The 14837-nt window shown below is 36.0% G+C and carries 18 protein-coding genes; 8 read left to right on the top strand and 10 right to left on the bottom strand.

Features of this window, described 5'->3' with window-relative positions; genetic code table 11:
- Window positions 1–2: 2 nt before the first annotated feature.
- From NG806_RS02265 to NG806_RS02245, 5 genes are all read right to left on the bottom strand, one after another.
- On the bottom strand, window positions 3–470 hold the full coding sequence (locus NG806_RS02265) for a T9SS type A sorting domain-containing protein (RefSeq protein ID WP_261511808.1): 468 nt from the start codon (window positions 468–470) through the stop codon (window positions 3–5).
- Between the two features lie 763 nt (window positions 471–1233).
- Window positions 1234–1488 carry a hypothetical protein gene (locus tag NG806_RS02260; protein ID WP_261511807.1) on the bottom strand — a complete coding sequence of 85 codons (255 nt, stop codon included), beginning with the start codon at window positions 1486–1488 and terminating at the stop codon, window positions 1234–1236.
- A 205-nt stretch (window positions 1489–1693) separates the two neighbouring features.
- Window positions 1694–2104: a low affinity iron permease family protein gene (locus NG806_RS02255; RefSeq protein ID WP_261511806.1), complete on the bottom strand. Its 411-nt coding sequence runs from the start codon at window positions 2102–2104 to the stop codon at window positions 1694–1696.
- Between the two features lie 62 nt (window positions 2105–2166).
- Window positions 2167–2823 carry a DUF6766 family protein gene (locus NG806_RS02250; protein WP_261511805.1) on the bottom strand — a complete coding sequence of 219 codons (657 nt, stop codon included), beginning with the start codon at window positions 2821–2823 and terminating at the stop codon, window positions 2167–2169.
- A 69-nt stretch (window positions 2824–2892) separates the two neighbouring features.
- Complete coding sequence (locus NG806_RS02245) at window positions 2893–3645, bottom strand: SDR family oxidoreductase (protein ID WP_261511804.1); 753 nt, start codon at window positions 3643–3645, stop codon at window positions 2893–2895.
- Between the two features lie 849 nt (window positions 3646–4494).
- Between NG806_RS02245 and NG806_RS02240 the strand changes: the two genes are divergently transcribed.
- Both NG806_RS02240 and NG806_RS02235 read left to right on the top strand, forming a co-directional pair.
- Complete coding sequence (locus NG806_RS02240) at window positions 4495–4827, top strand: winged helix-turn-helix transcriptional regulator (protein ID WP_261511803.1); 333 nt, start codon at window positions 4495–4497, stop codon at window positions 4825–4827.
- A gap of 56 nt (window positions 4828–4883) precedes the next feature.
- Window positions 4884–5777 (top strand): cation diffusion facilitator family transporter, encoded by an 894-nt coding sequence (locus tag NG806_RS02235; RefSeq protein ID WP_261511802.1) that lies wholly within the window; start codon window positions 4884–4886, stop codon window positions 5775–5777.
- Between the two features lie 32 nt (window positions 5778–5809).
- Here the strand turns inward: NG806_RS02235 and NG806_RS02230 are convergent, their stop codons facing one another.
- Window positions 5810–6178, bottom strand: a complete 369-nt coding sequence (locus tag NG806_RS02230; RefSeq protein WP_261511801.1) for a winged helix-turn-helix transcriptional regulator — start codon at window positions 6176–6178, stop codon at window positions 5810–5812.
- 91 nt (window positions 6179–6269) lie between these two features.
- Between NG806_RS02230 and NG806_RS02225 the strand changes: the two genes are divergently transcribed.
- Window positions 6270–6884, top strand: coding sequence for an FMN-dependent NADH-azoreductase (locus NG806_RS02225; protein WP_261511800.1), 615 nt, complete (start codon window positions 6270–6272; stop codon window positions 6882–6884).
- Window positions 6885–6986: 102 nt separating this feature from the next.
- Here the strand turns inward: NG806_RS02225 and NG806_RS02220 are convergent, their stop codons facing one another.
- On the bottom strand, window positions 6987–8330 hold the full coding sequence (locus NG806_RS02220; RefSeq protein WP_261511799.1) for an exodeoxyribonuclease VII large subunit: 1344 nt from the start codon (window positions 8328–8330) through the stop codon (window positions 6987–6989).
- A 254-nt stretch (window positions 8331–8584) separates the two neighbouring features.
- Between NG806_RS02220 and NG806_RS02215 the strand changes: the two genes are divergently transcribed.
- Complete coding sequence (locus NG806_RS02215) at window positions 8585–8926, top strand: YebY family protein (protein ID WP_261511798.1); 342 nt, start codon at window positions 8585–8587, stop codon at window positions 8924–8926.
- Window positions 8927–9045: 119 nt separating this feature from the next.
- Here the strand turns inward: NG806_RS02215 and NG806_RS02210 are convergent, their stop codons facing one another.
- Window positions 9046–10197, bottom strand: a complete 1152-nt coding sequence (locus NG806_RS02210) for a serine hydrolase domain-containing protein (RefSeq protein WP_261511797.1) — start codon at window positions 10195–10197, stop codon at window positions 9046–9048.
- 105 nt (window positions 10198–10302) lie between these two features.
- Window positions 10303–10857 carry a helix-turn-helix domain-containing protein gene (locus tag NG806_RS02205; RefSeq protein ID WP_261511796.1) on the bottom strand — a complete coding sequence of 185 codons (555 nt, stop codon included), beginning with the start codon at window positions 10855–10857 and terminating at the stop codon, window positions 10303–10305.
- Between the two features lie 287 nt (window positions 10858–11144).
- Here NG806_RS02205 and NG806_RS02200 point away from each other — a divergent pair, with 287 nt between their 5' ends.
- Window positions 11145–11969 carry a class I SAM-dependent methyltransferase gene (locus tag NG806_RS02200; protein ID WP_261511795.1) on the top strand — a complete coding sequence of 275 codons (825 nt, stop codon included), beginning with the start codon at window positions 11145–11147 and terminating at the stop codon, window positions 11967–11969.
- 64 nt (window positions 11970–12033) lie between these two features.
- Here NG806_RS02200 and NG806_RS02195 read toward each other — a convergent pair whose 3' ends face one another.
- Window positions 12034–12210: a histone H1 gene (locus NG806_RS02195; protein WP_261511794.1), complete on the bottom strand. Its 177-nt coding sequence runs from the start codon at window positions 12208–12210 to the stop codon at window positions 12034–12036.
- A 452-nt stretch (window positions 12211–12662) separates the two neighbouring features.
- Between NG806_RS02195 and NG806_RS02190 the strand changes: the two genes are divergently transcribed.
- The 3 genes from NG806_RS02190 to chrA all read left to right on the top strand — a co-directional run bounded on the left by NG806_RS02190 (window position 12663) and on the right by chrA (window position 14731).
- A complete protein-coding gene (locus tag NG806_RS02190; RefSeq protein WP_261511793.1) occupies window positions 12663–13046 on the top strand; it encodes a hypothetical protein in 384 nt (127 codons plus the stop codon).
- A gap of 34 nt (window positions 13047–13080) precedes the next feature.
- Window positions 13081–13230, top strand: a complete 150-nt coding sequence (locus NG806_RS02185; RefSeq protein ID WP_261511792.1) for a hypothetical protein — start codon at window positions 13081–13083, stop codon at window positions 13228–13230.
- Between the two features lie 145 nt (window positions 13231–13375).
- Window positions 13376–14731 carry a chromate efflux transporter gene (gene chrA, locus NG806_RS02180; RefSeq protein WP_261511791.1) on the top strand — a complete coding sequence of 452 codons (1356 nt, stop codon included), beginning with the start codon at window positions 13376–13378 and terminating at the stop codon, window positions 14729–14731.
- The last annotated feature ends 106 nt before the right edge of the window (window positions 14732–14837 follow it).

Here is a 14837-nt window from a genome sequence, read left to right as displayed (position 1 = left end):
AATTAACGTTTTGTAATGTTTTTACTAAAAATCCTTCCATCCTTCAATGTAAAACGTAAGATATATACGCCCCAATCATAACCTGACATATTAATTTTCAGCTGGCGGTTTAGACTTGGGATGTTCTGCTGTTGAAACTTCCAGTGTACGGTACTGTGTTGAAACAATGAAATATCTTCTATCAGTCCATCTGTCTCTTCCGTCCAATCTATTGTAAGCAGGTCATTAACCGGAACAGGATACAATCGTATCTGTTTCCAAAATGTTTTCTCATCCATGACTTGCGCCGTGGCTAAAGAAATTGTTTTAGATTCAGTTTTTGATAAAATTTCAGATGTCTGTTTTGCATTTGCATCAGGACCCCGATAGCGTTGATTGCCAGCCTCATCATATTTGAAGAAGACTTCAGTTTGGGAAAATCCAAAGAACCCTATTAATAAGGAAAGTAAGGAAGTTAGTTTTTTTTTCATAGGTTAAAGTTTTAGGTAGCGTATTTTGCTTTAGTTTTTTATGTTGGGAACATCATATTCAGGTGCAATTTTATGATATTTTTTTAAGGCCAAAATTAAAGACTCATATTTGATATAAAGAGACACCTACATTCCGCTACTCCGCTTTTTTAGCGATCGAAGTGATGTTTTTAGTAATCCGATTTTGGACTCCGGCGAACCAGTTGGGCACTTTGCCAGGAGATTTTAGTATAAATTTTTTCTCATCGTTACAGGTGTTTCAAGGTTAATTTGGTTTTAAAATCTATTTTATTCTTGATAGTCAGCCATCCGTATTTTCATGGAAAATTGAATTAAATTCTCTGACTGTCTATTTATTGTCAATGTATTGAAAGCGAAATTAAACTGCCACAACGCCAAATCCTGTCGCATAGTAATAAAATATTACGGTGTAGCACTGATGTACTTTAGGACCAACACAACAGACACAGTACCAGGCATATCGGACAGAGGTATTGCTAATATATAAATATTTTTACAAATAAGAAATATTATAATTTAAAGACAATATTATTATCAATCCAGATGAATTTTCACCTATGTTCGTAGAAGAATCTTATACTCTTTATTGGGAAAATCAGTCGCATTGACCTAAAGCTTACATTCTACAAATACAGGGGCTGTATGCATTGTTGTTTTGTTATCAACATTAATCTATACTATCTAATACTTGGCGAAGATTACATGAATATGATAAATAATTAATACATAATACATTTAAGATTTAGTCCGTTTTATGATGAATGGCCTTCTTAAAAACTGCGCCTGAAAATATTTTCTCAGCATTGCTTAACAAGGATTGGGAAAGCTTTTGTTGAAATAAAACCAAATCTTCAGGGCTGATATTGTACTGAAAGTAGTTACTGTTAAAATCACAACTTTCTGATTTGGTACTGGATATCTTTGCAAGCCTGTAAAAATGGAAGACTTCCGACAAAGACTGACTATGAATAATGATAAAATAGGACGTTTCCATCATTAGATGTGTAATCTTCCCTAAAAAAATTAGCTCTTAAACATATAGTTTTTAAATGTTTTGGTTTTCGGGGAAGATTACAGGGGTGAATTCAAACACGGAAATACTTTCATTAGCCGTTAGGAGGATCTGGCCGATATAGTCCAATAATTCTTTTTGGAGCCCCATTATGCAAGGTTTGTATAGAAAAAGTTAACAATTATTTGTATCAATCGAAGGGCGTTTTATCTGCCTGAAATTTGGAAGTGTCAGATTCCTTTTTCGAAAATTTACCCAGTTTCTCATAAAACTTATGCAATTCATCCAGTTCATCTTCCGTCAAATCTTCAATATCCACTATACGATTGCTGGCGTGTTCATGAGCTGAGATCAGTTCATTAAGTTTGATTTGAATCGCTTTTGAATCTTTATTTTGCGCTTTTTGAATCAGGAATACCATTAGGAAAGTTACGATGGTTGTTCCCGTATTAATGACCATTTGCCAGGTTTCTGAAAATTTAAATAACGGACCTGTTGCTGCCCATACGATTACCAGGATACTGGCTAAAATAAATGCGGCAGCACTTCCAGTGAAATAAACAGCCTTATCAGCAAATTTGTCAAAAAAATTATTTTTCATAATAATAAATTTATAATTAATAGCCTAACCATATATTAGAAGCAATGATCACCCCTTCCCTTTTAAGGAGTTTCATCATGAGCCATGTCTACAGGTTTTGATTCCGGAGATCCTTTCTCTCTCAACCATATTGACAGAATAACTATTGCAGCAACAGATAGGAATTCACTCTGCCAGTTCTGAAAGGATTCAAACCAAAATCTTGACTCCGTCAAATATTCCTGAGCCGAAGAAAGAGGCTTGTTTTTTAAAACCTGCTCTGCATTATAAGCTTTCAGACTTCCGTAAAAATGAAGCATAAAGCTCAGTAAAAACAATATGGCAAAAGCCAGTGATAAAGAATGTTTATATATAGTAAGCCAGACTCCCCCTTTTTTTACCGGCCATGGGGCCCTGGAATGAGCGCGTGGCTCTTTATCAACATCTTCTTGTTTTTCCAGTGATTTTGATTCGCTGGAACCCTTTTGTCTTAATGATATGGTAAGCAGGACATATAAAGTCATTTGTAAAAATTCACTCTCCCAGTTTTCAAAAGTAGCCTGAATAAAATGCCCACTATGAATGTAATCACCCAAAGCAAGTAAAGCCCCTCCCTCATCTGCCAATTCTTTGTTTTCCGTGGCCCAGCCTGCGAAAAACTGACCAATAAGACATATAAGCATTAAGGAAAGAAAAACAATGCTTAAACTATTGCGATAGAAAAAACTATTTTTTGACATACCCATTTCAATTTAGATTTTAATTCTATGCAAGTCTTTTACAGTAGAATCAGTTAGCATCATGATTATTTATCCATTCACAATGAGTCCTCCATTTGGATGAAGAACCTGTCCGGTTATTTGTACTGAATCTTGGCTTGCCAAAAACAAAAAACTACCGGCGACTTCTTCTGGCTTTGCATTTCTTTGGAAAGGCGGCTTATTGGGATCTTCTTTTTCTTCATCAAAAGTTTCTTTTGTAAGAGGTGTTGCAACAGGGCCTGGAGCAACTGCATTGATACGGATTCCCTTTGATTTTGACTGTAGTGCCAGAGAGCGCGTAAATGATACTATTGCACCTTTTGTCGCAGAATAATCCAAAAGTTCTTCATGTCCCTGGTAAGCAACCGCCGAAGTAGTATTGATAACACTACTACCCTCTTTTAAATAAGGAAAAACTACTTTTGTCAATAAAATCATTCCGACAATATTGGAATCAAAAGTTTTTCTGATATTTTCCTCTTTTAATTGTTCAATACTGTCTGAGGGAAACTGTACTCCCGCGTTGTTGACTAGTATATCAATACTTCCAATTTCTGAAATTACTTTTTCAACGGTCTTTTTACAAAATTCATAATCATTAATATCACCGCGGAAAATAATTGATTTTCTACCCAAAAGTATGATATCATTTTTAGTCTTTTCAGCATTTTTGTCATCCGTGTGGTAGATAATCGCAATATTGGCTCCTTCCTTAGCAAATAACAAGGCAACAGCTTTACCAATTCCACTATCAGCCCCTGTAATGAGGACTGACTTATTATATAGTTTTAATTCTCCCATGCCAATTATAGTGTGTATGAAGATATTTTTATAGACTGCTAAGTATTAAAAGAATCCAATTGATGCAGTTTTGGATCATTCTTATTCTCTTTTTTCATACTTGGTATATTTAAATAATTATTGGTGCAAATGCTGAATAAAATTAAGCAGCCATGCATCAATTTACAATCTATACCACGACTTGGAAAAAGATCCTAATTCCAACCTGTGAGAAAGGAATATAGGCTTTCAACTGCTGAAGTTCTTCAAGATCAATCTTGAATTATCAGATGAACTACACCCTAAGCTCAGACTAATATTGAAATTTAATTTTTATTGTAAGAGCGACCCACTTTGACCATGAATTGTTATAAATGATAAACTATTATATCAAAGATAGAATACAAAAACCTTGTATCTTATGACCTGAATCATGTTAATACTATAAGATTTTTCATTTTTTTAATAACAATAACCATAATAACAATTTCCTCCATAGACCCAATAAACTAATCCTGATTGCAACCAGACTCCATCAGGAATCACCTATTATTTCAAGGAAATCATTATGATTCTAATCATATGTGCCAAATTATAATAAATCTATATTTGATGTAGATTGCGATAACCGTTTTCTACTGAACGATTCTGGCTTTAAAAGACAATGTTTTTCCATGAAAACACATAACCAGGCATTTCTGGTTTTTGATTAATTCCATTTTGTTATTTACATATTGAATGGGCAAAGTTATATCTGCAATATATATATCTTTGTAACTAAGTGACAAAAAGTTATAGTGACAAAGGGGTAACCAAGTGAATGGTATGGAACAAGAATTTGATCTGGTAAAAGACTGCAGCCAAAAAAAATTGGCGATCAGTGATACAATGGAAATTTTAAACGGGAAATGGAAAATGTCCATTATTGCCTGTCTTTGCTACAAACCGATGCGGTACTCTGAATTGCTGAAAGAGGTTAAAGGTATTTCCGGCAAGATGCTCAGTCGTGAGTTGAAAGATCTGGAAATTAATGAATTGATCGACCGTCATGTCCTGAACACGGCATCTGTTGCTGTGGAATATCAAATAACTGATTACGGAAAATCACTTCAACAGCTCACGAACACCATCGCAGACTGGGGCTTTATCCATCGAAAACGTATCATATCGGGAATGAAGAAAAAAATGGAAAGCAAATTGTAGAATGACCTAAATATGCTGAAAAGTTAATGATCTTATCTAATATTTTAGTTCCATAAATGGCCAATAATCGTAAATCAATTTATAGTGCACTTGCTGCCAACCTTTTGATCGCGTTGACAAAGTTTATTGCAGGTGCTTTCACCAATAGCTCTTCCATGATCTCTGAAGGGATCCACTCCACTGTTGATACCACAAACCAACTGCTATTGCTGTATGGATTGAGAAGAAGCAAAAAGCCGGCAGATGAATACCACCCTTTCGGCTACGGCAAGGAATTGTACTTTTGGTCTTTTGTTGTTTCTATACTGATATTTGGTCTTGGTGGTGCACTATCCATCTACCAGGGAATCTTACATATTCTGAAACCTGAATTGATGAAAGATCCGTTCTGGAATTATATCGTATTGGTACTTTCACTCATTTTCGAAGGCACTTCTCTATATATTGCCGTTAAAGAATTCAACAAAACCCGTAACGGGCTGAAATGGTGGGATGCGATCATCAAAAGCAAAGACCCCTCAAGCTTTCTAGTAGTCTTTGAAGATGGTGCCGCAGTGGCAGGTCTAATTGTAGTAATGGTATTGATGGGAATAAGTCATACCTTCCAAATACCTGAACTTGACGGGCTTGCCTCGATCATTGTAGGATTGATACTGGTTTTTGTCTCTTTTATTCTGGCCAGAGAGAGCAGAAGCTTATTGATGGGTGAAGGAATAGCACCGGAAACGAGAGAGAAAATCGCAAAATTGGCTGAAGAGGATATTGCTGTTGTCAAAACAAAAAACATATTATCTACCTACCAGTCACCTGAGGAAGTTGTACTAATGCTCATTATCGATTTTGAAGACCATCTTGATACCGAAGAGATCACTGAGGCTATTAAGCGTATTCGTGAAAATATAAAAAGAGAATTTCCATTGGTTCATTTTGTCATCATTCAGCCGGAATAAATATTACATCTGAGATCTACAGAAATTTAAACTTAAATCTCCGACGATATCCGTTTTTTATGATTAACACCCCAATTGCCAAGCATAGACACCAACTCTTTTAGTGTTTCTGCATAGTCAGTTGGTACATATTCGACCAATACCGGAAAATTTTCCGAATCAACCTTTCTTTTTACCAGACCATTAAGTTCCAATATTTTCAGTTCGTTTGACAAAACCCTTGGAGAGATCCCTTTGACAGCACGCTGGATCTCATTAAAACGATGATAACCACTTACCAAAGCAACTATGATTCTAAGCTTCCATTTGCCTCCCAATACATAGATCGCATCTTCAACTGCTGAAAGATTGTCTGCACATTCAATTTTTGTAAAAGCCAGCTGTTTATCAATTGCTTCCATAACTATCCTAAATATTACTACTATCCTTTTATATACTACTAATAAAACAATAGTAAATATAAAATAAATTTGTGGAAATAAAATTATCTAAATGAAACAGTTATTGCACATTATGTCAAGTCCGAAAACTAAAAATTCTGCAAGCAGAAAATTGGGTCAGATAGTGATTGAAAAGATCAAAGAAAAATATTCTGATTTACAGATTACTGAATATGACCTTGCACTAAATAAAATAGCACATTTGGACGAAGACCATATTGAAGCATTTTTTACGCCTGCAGAAATTCAAACAGAAACACACAGACATTCTTTAGAGCAGTCAGACCAGGCAATTGAAGATCTTTTAAAAGCTGAAATTATTTTGATTGAGGCTCCTATGTACAATTGGAATATTCCCAGTACGTTAAAGACATACTTCGATCAGATAGCACGAGCTAAACTAACTTTCCAATATACTGGTGAAGGCTTGTTGCCAGAGGGTCTGCTCAAAGATAAAAAAGCATACATCGTTACTTCATCCGGCGGGATCTATTCTAAAGGTGAACTGGAACCTTACGATTTTACAACAAATTACATTCGTTTTTTTCTGAACCTTCTAGGAATAGAGGTCGCCAATGTTTTTCGTGTAGAAGGGCAAGCAATTTTTGGATCTGAGAATGCTATGTTTAAAGCAATTGAAAGCGTGGTGATCGATGATCAATTATAATGTGTTGAGTTCAGGCTATATTTTGTTCTTGTGGTTGAAACTAATTCCTATTAACAGAAAATAAGAACAAATTAAGAGCAAAAAATACCCTGGTATATTTCATTATAAAAGCTTTGCCAACACAAATCCAATAATAAGTGCCAGAACAAATGCAATAATGATTTTCACATAATCCGTATTGCTGTTCCTGGCCTCATGATTCAATCTGGTATTTTCCTGTTTCAATGTTTCTAGGCTAATCTGTAGGGAGGCGGTTTTTTCATTGATAGCAGACCGAACGTTCTTTTCGTGCAGAACAGCGATCTCTTTTTTGTAGCTCTCCATTTCCGCAAGACGCTGCTTCTGTTGTTCCTCAAAGTTTTTCTGAATATCCTCAAGTTGTTTCGCAGATGTCAACTGAAGTTTCTGAAACTCTTCGTTCCTGACCTTAAGTTGATCTGAAAAGGTCTTGTTGTGGGCTTCGCTCTGCTCCTTATATATTTTCTGAGCCTCGGTGAATTCCTCATTTTTCTTCTTAAGCTGCTTTTCCAAAGTTTCCACCTGTTCTGAAAACTGCTTCGTCACATCTTTTTTCACCTCATCGATAAGCAGAGCCCTCGAATTGGATCTTTCGTGAGATAGCTTCTCTGCAATGGTATGCAATCCCGCACCATAATCGTGGGGCAGATGAAAGCGTTTGTCAGCCAGCTTATCCAATAATGTTTCATCGACCGTATGACCGATGGCAGTCACCGTTACCGGTTTCATCTCTATGAATAATTCGGATAAGGTCAGGTCATTAAAGGTTTCCATACTCTGACGGTCACCTCCTCCCCTTACCAATGCAACAATATCGTGATCCAAAGCTGAAATTTCTTTCAGTCTAGCAATGATGGCTGTTGGCGATGTGATGTTGCAGCTGTAGTTATCAATATCAAAATACGGTGATGAAACGTCCAACCCTTCTGAAAAGTCTTTTTGTACGATGGCATTATTACCATAGATATTGGCGACCTTGATCTTTTCATCTTTGAGCATCTTATCTCTGATTAGCGTCTCAAGGTCCTTCGATCCAACCTCAAGTTTTTTCTGGATGAGCGTATATTTTTGCAGCTCTTCCTCTGATATAGATCGTTCTTCCTGTTGAACGATCTCATCTACCACAAAACGCAGCTCTATGGATGAGTTCTTGATGCTCTTTTCTATAAACCCTCTGAGGGTATAGATCTCATTATTGGTGATCTTGCTTCTTAACAACGAAGAAATGCGAATGCCAATCGAAGTATGATCACCTTCTGAGAACAAAAGATCGTAATAATAGTTTCCGTAAGGTTTGCCACCACCAAAAGCATATCTACCTTTCAGATAGATCAGATTGACCGTTGCGTTCAGCTTCAGTGCATTACTGAAGATTCCTATTACAGATGCCGGCGAATAGACCGGATAAGATACTTCGTTGTCCTCCATTGATTAAGATGATCATTGTATCAAGATCAGATACAAAGATATTGCTTATTGGGTATTGCCTGCAAAGGTTGAGGTAAATAGCAGCGATAAATGCAAATTAAAAAATGAGACTGATGTAATGGGAGCAAAAAGCTTTGCACATGAAACTTAATTGCAATAAAAGAAATAAATGAATATGAGTTGAATCGTTTTACGGAAATCCGTAAAAAATAATCTATCAGGTTTATTACTTTTGCTGAAATACATTTTTAATTATGAAAAACTTCACTCTATTTTCAGTCTTACTTTTAATTTTATCCTGCAGTGCACCTTCTCAAAAAAATACACTTACATTCACCAAACAGGATTACATTGGGGAGTGGCCCTTCTCTGTCAATGAAATAGAAGTCTATTGTTCTGGATATAAAGAGATCTATGGAAGGACAAACGATGGTAAGATCTACGCCCTCAATGGATCAGCGAAAGGAGCCTCTCATAATGATCCATCTATCAGCAAGGTTGAGGAGATATGGCTGGATGACCCGAAATGGGCTGGCCTGAAGATTTCCTATGGGGACTTTATAACGCAAGGGCTGACCATCTGTGAGAATAAATAAAACCGAAGATTCAAGGATAATCAATTTACTGTGAAACAAAGCTCCGACAAAGGGCGGGATTTCCTGATGATATTTTTAGACCACTAGTTAAATAAGATCGTTTATCCAAATTGCATAAATTAATCCAGATGCCCCAGCCATCTCAGAGGAGAATACGCATCCCCTATGCACAACTTTAAGATCTGTGCGTTGTTCTTTTCAAAATTTTCACTGTTACTGAAAATGATAACAGCAGTACCTGCTTTAGGATAAGCTACCGCATAATTCTGATTGGCTTCGCCATGACCTGTATGGAAAAATGCATTACCAAAAGGTGATTTGAACAATCCTACGCCCAATCCCCAAGCTAGCTGAACACCATCATTCTTATTGGTAATACTATCCTTCAAAGGTCCGAAACCACGACTGCTCTTTACCATAATCTGGGGCATAAGCATCTGTCGGTAGCCTGAGCCAGATAAGCCTTTCTTTTGCATCAGATTAATGATAAACCGGGCATAGTCATTTGCTGTGGTCGACATTGAACCTGCAGCACGGCTGCTTTCCCGTCTTTCTGAGCCGTATTTGCTTCCGTCTTTGAAATAAGCATAAGAAAAATTATTTTCGAAGGACTTTTCCCAGATCATACTTGTATGTCTCATCTGAAACGGTTCGAAAACTTCTTCCTTTGCAATATCTTCAAGTTTCCTTCCTGTAAATTCCTCTATCATAAATCCCAACAGGTTGATCCCTTCATTGGAATAATAGAATTTTTTTCCAGGCTCCGCAATAAGGTTCACTTTATTATCGTATAACTGCCGCAGAACAGGAAGTCCCGAGCTGTGGCTTAATAACATTCTTGGCGTAATCCTATTGAAAGCTGTGGAGTCATCCGCCAGGTCTTTCCATTTAGGATACTCGCCTATCGGTTTTTTCAAGTATTTATATACGGGCTGGTCAAGGCTGAATATTCCTTTTTCCATTAAACGCATAAAGATATATGCACTCACGGGTTTGGTAAGTGAGGCTGCATACATTACTGTACTGTCATTCAACTTCTGTTTATTTTCAACATCCTTAAAACCAAAGCTGGATGAATAGACTATTTTGTTCCCGTTAACAATTACAACTTGCAGACCAGAAATCCTGGCACTATCGACTAAACGTTCTAGACGCTGTTCTAAAATCAAAGCATCGATTTTTTTTCCGTCAAGGTGTCTGGCCTGAATCGTTTTCTGAGCTAATAGTGGCAGAATCCAAATACAAAATGTAAGCATCAATATTTTTTTCATATGGAAAGTATTTGTGGCAAATTTAACGGTAAGATGCCATAACTGACCAAGACACTTTCACGACATGTTAACGCCATTTGGCTCTGGAAAGCACATTTTGAAAGTTTATTTCAAAAATAGAAAGGTCAAGGGATAATATGTTGTCCGTTTATTTAAGCTCTTGAAAACATTGACCACAGACATAAAAAATGTATAAAAGTAGACGACAACTACCAAAGGGAATCCAACAGGAAAAATAAAGATCATTAAAATAACCGATGATACCAATAAGATTGACATCGTGATCTGAAAGTTGACCACCGACTTCCCTTCAAGGTCATAAACCACAGATTCGTCTTTTTTGAAGAACCAAAAAAGCGCGGGAAGGATAATATTGAAAACAGGGAAACAAAGTCCGATCAAAGCAAACATATGAAAAAGAGGTTTGGTCTTATCTTCATTTTTAGTTTCAATGAAAGATGGCAGCTTTTCATCGACTGTCAACTCTTCGGTCTGTACTTTGAGTGCATCTGCCAGCATTTTCAAGGTTGCCGGATGAGCTTCAACCCTGCCGCTTTCGATGCGCTGTATAGTCCTGGCACTCACGCCCGAAACGGCTGCAAGCTGTTCCTGGCTTAATCCTGTTTTACGCCTGTAATGTGCCAATTTGGAAGTCATCATATACAAAAATATATAAATTAACGATTTGGGAAAACAGCTATTGCAAATAAATCCATATTTGTATATTTGCAGTCTGTTATACTATTCAAAATATTATCTGAGCCTTTCGTAAGGCCAGCTCTACATAAGGGCTGAAAGGCATTAAAATCCCTGATCTTTAATGCACAGATAAACATTGTTCTTACATCCAATAACTTTAATCACAAAACACAAGAATCAGACATCTGAAGCCATAGATTTGATATGGTATCTTATATATCTGTTGTGTCTATAATACAATGATTTTTATGAACAGTAAACATCTTATCAGCAGAAACATAGAACTTTTTTACAATCAAGCATCGGAAGAAACAAGACTCAATAAAGGAATGGGCATATTTGAATTTGAAAGGATAAAAGTTCTGATCGAAAAATATCTCCACGCAGCCTCATCAAAAATAATAGACATCGGCGGCGGTACGGGTAAATACTCGGAATGGCTTGCCGAGAAGGGACATGAAGTCCATTTAGTAGAACCTGTTACAAAACATATAAAAATTGCCCGAAATCGTAATAATAAATTGAAAAATAAATTTTCCATTCATCAGGAAGAAGCCAGGAAATTACCATTTCCAAATAATTTCGCAGACCTGATCATTTTACATGGTCCTTTATATCATCTTCAGAGTGAGAAAGAGAGGTCTTTTGCCATTTTGGAAGCCAAGCGCGTTCTTAAAAATAACGGAGTCATCCTAGGCTTTGCCATCAATTACACCGCGTCCACTTTGGCCGGCCTTTTAAGCGGATTAATTCACAAGAAGACGTTTTTTGAAATGTGCCGGGAAGAATTAACTAATGGCATACATCACCAGCCTGTCGATTTTCCGTGGATCCTTGCAGAAGCTTATTACCACAAACCCAAACAGCTGGAAGATGAGTTTTTGAATCACGAACTGCATTACCTCAATACATACGCAGTAGAAGGTATGGCCTGGCTCGATAAAGATTATTTCAGCAGTATGCTTGATAAAAGGAAAAGCGAAACTTTGACAGAACTGATAAAAATTACAGAAAACGACAAGTATCTCTTGTCATTCAGCCCGCATATGATGATAGCGGTACAAAAAAAGTAAATAAATAAAATTAGAGAATAAAAAGAACCCTGGCTCGTCAGCCAGGGTTCTTTTTACATAAGTCTTATTTTTTTGACTCCTCAACGGACACTTTTCTGAAGTCTTTGAATAGTTTACTTAGTTCCAAGGCTGATTTCCTTGCTCTTGTACCGGCAGCCTTGTTCCCTTTTTCTAATTGTTGGTTTGCTTCAGATGAAAATGCTTCAAATTCTGCATTGATCTTTTCGATAAGTTCTTTCATAACGTGAGAATTTAATATAATTGGACGGCAAATATAAAGGTTATAAAGGCAATTATTTTTATAATTTTGATCAAGTTAGATCTATTTTTTTATTTAATGTAAAATAATACCAAATGCATTACCAGGCATTTGAACCGGAACAAGAATTGAAGGCTCTTGTCAAATGCCATTTGACCATTGAAGATCCTGGAAATGAGAAAATGGAAATTTAACGCTTATATCATTACAAAAAGTTGTTGTGATTGCAACCAGACTCCATCAGGAATCACCTATTATTTCAAGGAAATCATTATGATCCTAATCATATGTGCCAAATTATAATAAATCTATATTTGATTTAGATTGCGATAACCGTTTTCTACTGAACAATTCTGGCTTTAAAAGACCATGTTTTTCCATGAAAACACGTAACCAGGCATTTCAGATTGAAGCTTAAATACCCAATAAATAATATGAAAATCACAGACTTAAAAATAGAGAATCTCGTAAGATATAAGGACCAAGTATACTCCCTTGTTGAAGTATTCCAAAATGAAAACAAAGAATATTATGTCAAAATAAGAAATACCAAAAGTGCTTTATGTATACCTGCAAAGTCAATTAAGCCCGTAAAAATTGATGAATCTTGGTTAGTGAAATTTGGTTTTATAAAAACCTATGATTCTAAATATATCATAAGATTTGAAAGGGGACAGGAATCTTTAAAATATGATATTGATCTTCGTGACAGACACTCCATGACGGGTCTAAAACTTTATGGAAACAATATAGATTGCATATATGTCCATCAGTTCCAGAATCTTTTTTGCTTCTTATTTGGAAAAGAACTTATATAATTTAAACTCAAAACAACTATAAAACCATCAAATAGTGAAACAAGAATACTATCATTATTCTAATAAGATCTATAGTACTTTTTCATCTGTATTGACATTAATTGGTATAGACCGTTTCTTATTGGTTACTGGTGGGAAAGTAAGAATCCGGTCAATGAAAACATCAGATATATTGAGTTCATAAATCTTGCTTAAACCACTCTTAAGTCATCTAAAATGCATATATTTGGGTTTATCATTCTTGATATTTCCATAAGAATTTACCGAATAAACTATGTAAAGCAACATCGAGCTTATAATTAGCTGGAGCGTTCCTAAATATAAAATTAATGCAACAAATCATAGACGAAAAACAAGTCCCAATACCCTCTTTTTCTGAAGCAGTAAAATTTTGGTTCATCCTGGGATGGATAAGCTTTGGAGGGACAACCGGCCATATTACGATAATGCATTCCTTTTTAGTGGATAAAAAAAAATGGATCAGCAATAGCAAATTCTATCACGCGCTTAATGCCTGCATGATCCTACCAGGTCCAGAAGCTCATCAGCTAGCCATTTACATAGGCTGGAAACTCCATGGCATAAAAGGCGGTATTGTAGCCGGCTTATTTTTCATACTGCCGTCCATGTGTATACTGCTTGGACTGAGTTTAACATATGCGCTTTACGGAAATACACCCTTGCTGACCGCCGTCTTCAATGGATTAAAGCCTGCTGTTTTGGCTATAATTTTATTTGCTACCTGGAAAGTAAGCCAGAAATCACTGTTAACAACTTTCCATTTCTTTATTGCCGCAATGGCTTTTTTACTGTCTTATTTCGCTCATGTTTCAATGCCTTTTCTCTTATTGGGGATTATTATCTTAGGCATTGTGGTTTACCTTATTTTTCCAAAATTCTTGATTCCGAATTCACGAAATAAAGAAAACAATAAGCTGGATGTGGAAAACGAATATTTTATAAATTCTAATCAGGCTATCCCAAAAATATCTGCAAAGAGAATTACCAAGCAATTCTTGGCTTTTACCATCTTATGGTTAATCCCTTTTTTATATGTTTCTAATTTTCTGATTGATCCGACGTTTTGGCAAGACTCATCTATTTTATTTACAAAAGCAGCTTTCTTAACTATTGGCGGATCCTATACCGTTATCCCGTATGTTGCTAATCTGGTAACAAATAAATTGATGTGGATGAGTAAAGCCCAGATGATAGATGGTTTTGCCTTAGCTGAAACGACACCTGGACCATTGGTCATAGTATTATCCTACATTGGATTCATGACTGGATATAATCATTTTGGGGGCTCTTTGGCCATGGGGTCAATAGGATTATTCATCGCCTCTTATTTTACTTTTTTACCCAACTTTATTCTCATCTTTATTGGAGCGCCTTTGATAGAAAAAACGCAGGAAAATAAAATGATCAAAAGCGTATTATCTTTAATTACGGCAGCAGTGGTCGGTGTTATCCTCAACTTAGCTTTTTATCTGGGTGAAGAAATTTTATTTAACGGCCATGCGACTGGTTTAACCATCTTAAATTGGAAGTCATTTCTTTGGGTCATTATCTCATTGGTCCTGCTGCACAAACTAAAACTCAATATGATTTACTTAGTGCTGATCAGTTTATTGGTCGGTTTATTGTTTGGTTTATTCACAGTAAATAGCTTTTGGAATTTTTAAGACCATATAAAAAGCCACTGCAAAAGCAATGGCTTTATAACCTGAATAAGTATGAGTCTAATAGCTAAGTAAGATTTCTATTTGAATTTATTATTCATAAATGTAC

Source organism: Chryseobacterium paludis (assembly GCF_025403485.1).
Lineage (GTDB): Bacteria > Bacteroidota > Bacteroidia > Flavobacteriales > Weeksellaceae > Chryseobacterium > Chryseobacterium paludis.
This window is presented reverse-complemented; position numbering and strand designations above follow the sequence as displayed.

Excerpts from the sequence above, each read along its gene's own strand:
- NG806_RS02265 (WP_261511808.1), bottom strand. The coding sequence starts at position 470 with ATGAAAAAAAAACTAACTTCCTTACTTTCCTTATTAATAGGGTTCTTT.
- NG806_RS02260 (WP_261511807.1), bottom strand. The coding sequence starts at position 1,488 with ATGATGGAAACGTCCTATTTTATCATTATTCATAGTCAGTCTTTGTCG.
- NG806_RS02255 (WP_261511806.1), bottom strand. The coding sequence starts at position 2,104 with ATGAAAAATAATTTTTTTGACAAATTTGCTGATAAGGCTGTTTATTTC.
- NG806_RS02250 (WP_261511805.1), bottom strand. The coding sequence starts at position 2,823 with ATGTCAAAAAATAGTTTTTTCTATCGCAATAGTTTAAGCATTGTTTTT.
- NG806_RS02245 (WP_261511804.1), bottom strand. The coding sequence starts at position 3,645 with ATGGGAGAATTAAAACTATATAATAAGTCAGTCCTCATTACAGGGGCT.
- NG806_RS02235 (WP_261511802.1), top strand. The coding sequence starts at position 4,884 with ATGGCCAATAATCGTAAATCAATTTATAGTGCACTTGCTGCCAACCTT.
- NG806_RS02230 (WP_261511801.1), bottom strand. The coding sequence starts at position 6,178 with ATGGAAGCAATTGATAAACAGCTGGCTTTTACAAAAATTGAATGTGCA.
- NG806_RS02225 (WP_261511800.1), top strand. The coding sequence starts at position 6,270 with ATGAAACAGTTATTGCACATTATGTCAAGTCCGAAAACTAAAAATTCT.
- NG806_RS02220 (WP_261511799.1), bottom strand. The coding sequence starts at position 8,330 with ATGGAGGACAACGAAGTATCTTATCCGGTCTATTCGCCGGCATCTGTA.
- NG806_RS02215 (WP_261511798.1), top strand. The coding sequence starts at position 8,585 with ATGAAAAACTTCACTCTATTTTCAGTCTTACTTTTAATTTTATCCTGC.
- NG806_RS02210 (WP_261511797.1), bottom strand. The coding sequence starts at position 10,197 with ATGAAAAAAATATTGATGCTTACATTTTGTATTTGGATTCTGCCACTA.
- NG806_RS02205 (WP_261511796.1), bottom strand. The coding sequence starts at position 10,857 with ATGATGACTTCCAAATTGGCACATTACAGGCGTAAAACAGGATTAAGC.
- NG806_RS02200 (WP_261511795.1), top strand. The coding sequence starts at position 11,145 with ATGAACAGTAAACATCTTATCAGCAGAAACATAGAACTTTTTTACAAT.
- NG806_RS02195 (WP_261511794.1), bottom strand. The coding sequence starts at position 12,210 with ATGAAAGAACTTATCGAAAAGATCAATGCAGAATTTGAAGCATTTTCA.
- NG806_RS02190 (WP_261511793.1), top strand. The coding sequence starts at position 12,663 with ATGAAAATCACAGACTTAAAAATAGAGAATCTCGTAAGATATAAGGAC.
- chrA (WP_261511791.1), top strand. The coding sequence starts at position 13,376 with ATGCAACAAATCATAGACGAAAAACAAGTCCCAATACCCTCTTTTTCT.